The sequence below is a fragment of the Kaarinaea lacus genome (assembly GCF_975902315.1).
On sequence record NZ_CDLKIE010000151.1, the window covers coordinates 1 to 3,602 of the forward strand.

Consider the following 3,602-nt stretch of genomic DNA (forward strand, 5'->3'; position numbering starts at 1 on the left):
AAAGCCTGTGGACAGGAGTTCGCTTATGTGAATGTGCTGGCAGACATGGAAATCTTTGAAAATTTACCACGCTATGCTGATTGGCCGACATTTCCACAACTCTACATTAATGGTGAACTGGTTGGCGGCTGTGATATCACTCTGGAGTTGTATCAGCGCGGTGAATTGAAAAAAATGGTTGACGATGCGGTGACCTCAGAAAGCGCAAAGAGTTAGATAACGAACCAGGATATACTTTTTACAACCCTCCCTCAGCAACATTTGGTTGACAGGCTGCCACCCGGCAGCCTTTTTTATATTCGTAAATTTAGATTGTAGGGTGTCAGGTAAAAGACTGCGGAAACGCTTCACCCCAGGCATTTACAATCTTGCAGAATAATTCCGCCGTTTTTTCTGCATCATATTTCGCCGAGTGTGCACTGTCATTATCCCATTCGATGTCGGCAGCTTTCATTGCGCGGGCCAGCACAGTTTGGCCGTAGGCCAGGGCTGACAAAGTCACCGTGTCAAAGGTACTAAAATGATGGAAAGGATTTCGCTTAATACCGGTTCGGTCAACCGCGGCTTTTAAAAAAGATAAATCAAAAGCAGGATTGTGGCCGACCAGTATGGCCCGGGTGCAGGCCTGTTCTTTCACCAGCTTGCGAATCGGTTCAAAAATATTTTTCAAGGCGTCAAATTCTGATTCGGCAAAACGAAACGGATGGTGTGGATCAATGCCGGTAAAGGCCAATGAAGATTCGTCGAGATTCGCACCCGGGAACGGCTGTACATGGTATGAATAGGTGTCAGCAACGGTCAGTTGTTTCTGTTCGTTAAACTCCAGCGTCACGGCGGCAATTTCCAGTAGCGCGTCAGTTTTCGCATTAAAGCCCGCGGTTTCTACATCAACGACAACGGGTAAAAAACCACGAAAACGGTTCGACATTAGTTTTGATACTGCACTATTGTTCATGTTGCCGTTACCACTTAATCGACATGTTGTTCAAGTTTCCAGGAAAGCGTTTCACCCGCTAATAATGGTATCAATTGTTCTTCGCCAGCCCGATAGTGGCCAGGTATATCCCAATCACTTTTGGTCAGTGTGATATGTCGTTGGTTACGAGGCAGTTGATAAAAATCAGCACCAAAGAAACTGGCGAAACCTTCCAGTTTGTCCAGCTTGCCTGCCTGTTCAAAGGCTGTCGCATAGAATTCAATGGCAGCATGAGCGCTGTAAATGCCCGCGCAACCACAGGCTGTTTCCTTGGCGGATTGCGCATGGGGCGCGCTATCAGTACCGAGAAAAAACTTGGGGTTGCCGCTGGTGGCTGCATCAATTAGCGCCTGTTGATGCGTGTTGCGTTTAAGCACTGGTAAACAATAAAAATGGGGTTTGATGCCACCTACCAGCATTGCGTTGCGGTTGAATAACAAATGATGTGGTGTAATCGTGGCAGCAATTTTTTCGTTGCTGGATAACACGTATTGCACCGCATCTTGTGTCGTGATGTGTTCGAATACAATGCGTAGTTGTGGAACATTCTCGTGAATTGGTCCCAGCACTTTCTCAATAAAGACTTTTTCGCGGTCGAAGATGTCGATCGTGTGGTCTACGACCTCGCCATGTACCAGTAGCGGTATATTCTGGTCTGCCATTGCAGCAAGCGTGTCATACACTTTGGTGATATCCGTGACGCCACTATCCGAATTAGTTGTAGCGCCTGCCGGGTAATATTTTACCGCGTGGATACATCCGCTTTGTTTTGCTTTAACGATTTCATCGGCGGAAGTGTTATCCGTCAAATAAAGCGTCATTAAAGGGTCGAAACTGCTATTGTCATCAAGGGCATCAAGAATACGTGTTCGATACGCGAGTGCCTGTTCCGTTGTAGTCACCGGTGGTTTTAAATTTGGCATAATAATGGCGCGTGCAAACTGCCGGGCTGTGTGCGGCAGCACGGTGCGCAACATGACGTCATCACGAACGTGTAAATGCCAATCGTCAGGTTGTGTTATGGTAAGTGACTGCATGAATTTTGGTGTATGCTCTCAGTGCACGGTATTATGCCACGAAACCTGCGATCAGCGGTGAAAAATCCTGTAGGTCATGATTAGATAGTTAAGTGATTGTTAGTAGGTTATATCTCAATGAGAATCCCGAGAATCTATCAAGCAACTCCACTCAAAACAGGTGAGAGTATTCTCCTGGATGCGCAAGCGGCTACCCATGTGGCGCGGGTATTGCGCTTAAAACAGCATGACCAAATAATCGTATTTAATGGCCAGGGCGGGGAATATACCGGTGTTATAGAGGCCATTGATAAACGATCGGTAAAAATAGTACTCCAGGACTATCATCAGCCACTAACTGAATCACCATTACATATTAGTTTGCTGCAGGGCATTTCACGCAGCGAGCGCATGGATTACACATTACAGAAATCCGTCGAGCTGGGTGTCAGCGAGCTCTATCCCGTAACCACACAGCATATATCAATACATCTGGATGAAACCCGGGCTCGGAAAAAGCATGCTCACTGGCAAGGTGTGGTCAATAGTGCTTGCGAGCAAAGTGGTCGTAACCTGGTACCCAGGGTTCATGAATTAACATCATTACAAGATTGCGTAGAACAGATATCCACTGTTGCTGAGCAAACCATGTTGGTACTGGATCATCGTGCAAACACAACGATGAACTCGGTCAACATAACTGAAAATAAGCACATCACAATAGTAGTAGGTCCTGAAGGCGGGCTATCCGACGACGAAAGAGAATGGTTAGTGGGTAAGGGATTTATCGGTGTTTCAATGGGGCCTCGAGTGTTGCGTACGGAAACCGCGGCATTAGCAGCGATTGCGGTGATGCAGTCTTTGTGGGGTGATTTTTCCTATGCTTGAGGCAATGGCAGGCCCGCTGTGAATGCTTTGCGAATATTACGTAGGCTTTCCTTTTTGTCTGCGCGAAGGCGGCTGGAATGGTATCCGCCGTTCCTGTTTATGGGTGTTAAAGTCATCGAGCTACAGGATGACTGGGGTCGTGTTAGAATCCGCTTACCATTAACCGCACGGTCAAAGAATATGGGTGATTCCATGTTTGGCGGCTACCAGGCGTCACTGGCCGATCCTATTGCTGCCCTGGCCTGTGCAAAACGCTTTCCCGGTTATTCGGTATGGACGCGTGCAATGACCATTAACTTTATGCGGGAAGGGAATAGTGATCTGGAATTGCGCTTTGAGTTTGATAATAATCTATTCCAGGTAATAAAGGAGGAACTGCAAGAAAAGGGTCGAAGTACACCAATCTTTGAGTATGCCCTGTATCGTGATGATGGGGAAATCTGCAGCAAAATAAAAAATACCGTTGCGATTCGACCGAAGAATTACCACATAAAAAAATAAATTTGTATAGAAAGTATAGAGTGCAGGAAGAGGCAGTATCATTATGAACACCAGATACCAATCCATGTTAACTGAATTAGGTGATCTCGTGCGGACGGTTGCGCAAGAAGAAATATTGCCGCGCTTCAACTCGCAAAGCTTCGATCAGAAAACCAAGCGTGATGGCAGCGTAGTAACCGAGGTTGATAGCGCTGTGCAACAGCGTATTGCGTTGTCGCTAC

5 protein-coding genes are annotated in these 3,602 nt (G+C 46.7%); 3 read left to right on the plus strand and 2 right to left on the minus strand.

Features of this window, described 5'->3' with window-relative positions; genetic code table 11:
• A partial coding sequence (locus ACWVCM_RS04190; protein ID WP_455200460.1) for a glutaredoxin family protein occupies positions 1 to 216 on the plus strand: 216 nt, incomplete at its 5' end.
• 106 nt (positions 217 to 322) lie between these two features.
• Here the strand turns inward: ACWVCM_RS04190 and rnt are convergent.
• A complete protein-coding gene (gene rnt / locus ACWVCM_RS04195) occupies positions 323 to 955 on the minus strand; it encodes a ribonuclease T (protein ID WP_455200461.1) in 633 nt (210 codons plus the stop codon).
• A gap of 14 nt (positions 956 to 969) precedes the next feature.
• The gene (pyrC, locus tag ACWVCM_RS04200) at positions 970 to 2,013 is read right to left on the minus strand and encodes a dihydroorotase (RefSeq protein ID WP_455200462.1); all 1,044 of its coding nucleotides are present in this window, start codon (positions 2,011 to 2,013) and stop codon (positions 970 to 972) included.
• A 117-nt stretch (positions 2,014 to 2,130) separates the two neighbouring features.
• Between pyrC and ACWVCM_RS04205 the strand changes: the two genes are divergently transcribed.
• Complete coding sequence (locus ACWVCM_RS04205; protein ID WP_455200463.1) at positions 2,131 to 2,880, plus strand: 16S rRNA (uracil(1498)-N(3))-methyltransferase; 750 nt, start codon at positions 2,131 to 2,133, stop codon at positions 2,878 to 2,880.
• Positions 2,881 to 2,934: 54 nt separating this feature from the next.
• Positions 2,935 to 3,381 (plus strand): PaaI family thioesterase, encoded by a 447-nt coding sequence (locus ACWVCM_RS04210; protein ID WP_455200464.1) that lies wholly within the window; start codon positions 2,935 to 2,937, stop codon positions 3,379 to 3,381.
• Positions 3,382 to 3,602: the final 221 nt, after the last annotated feature.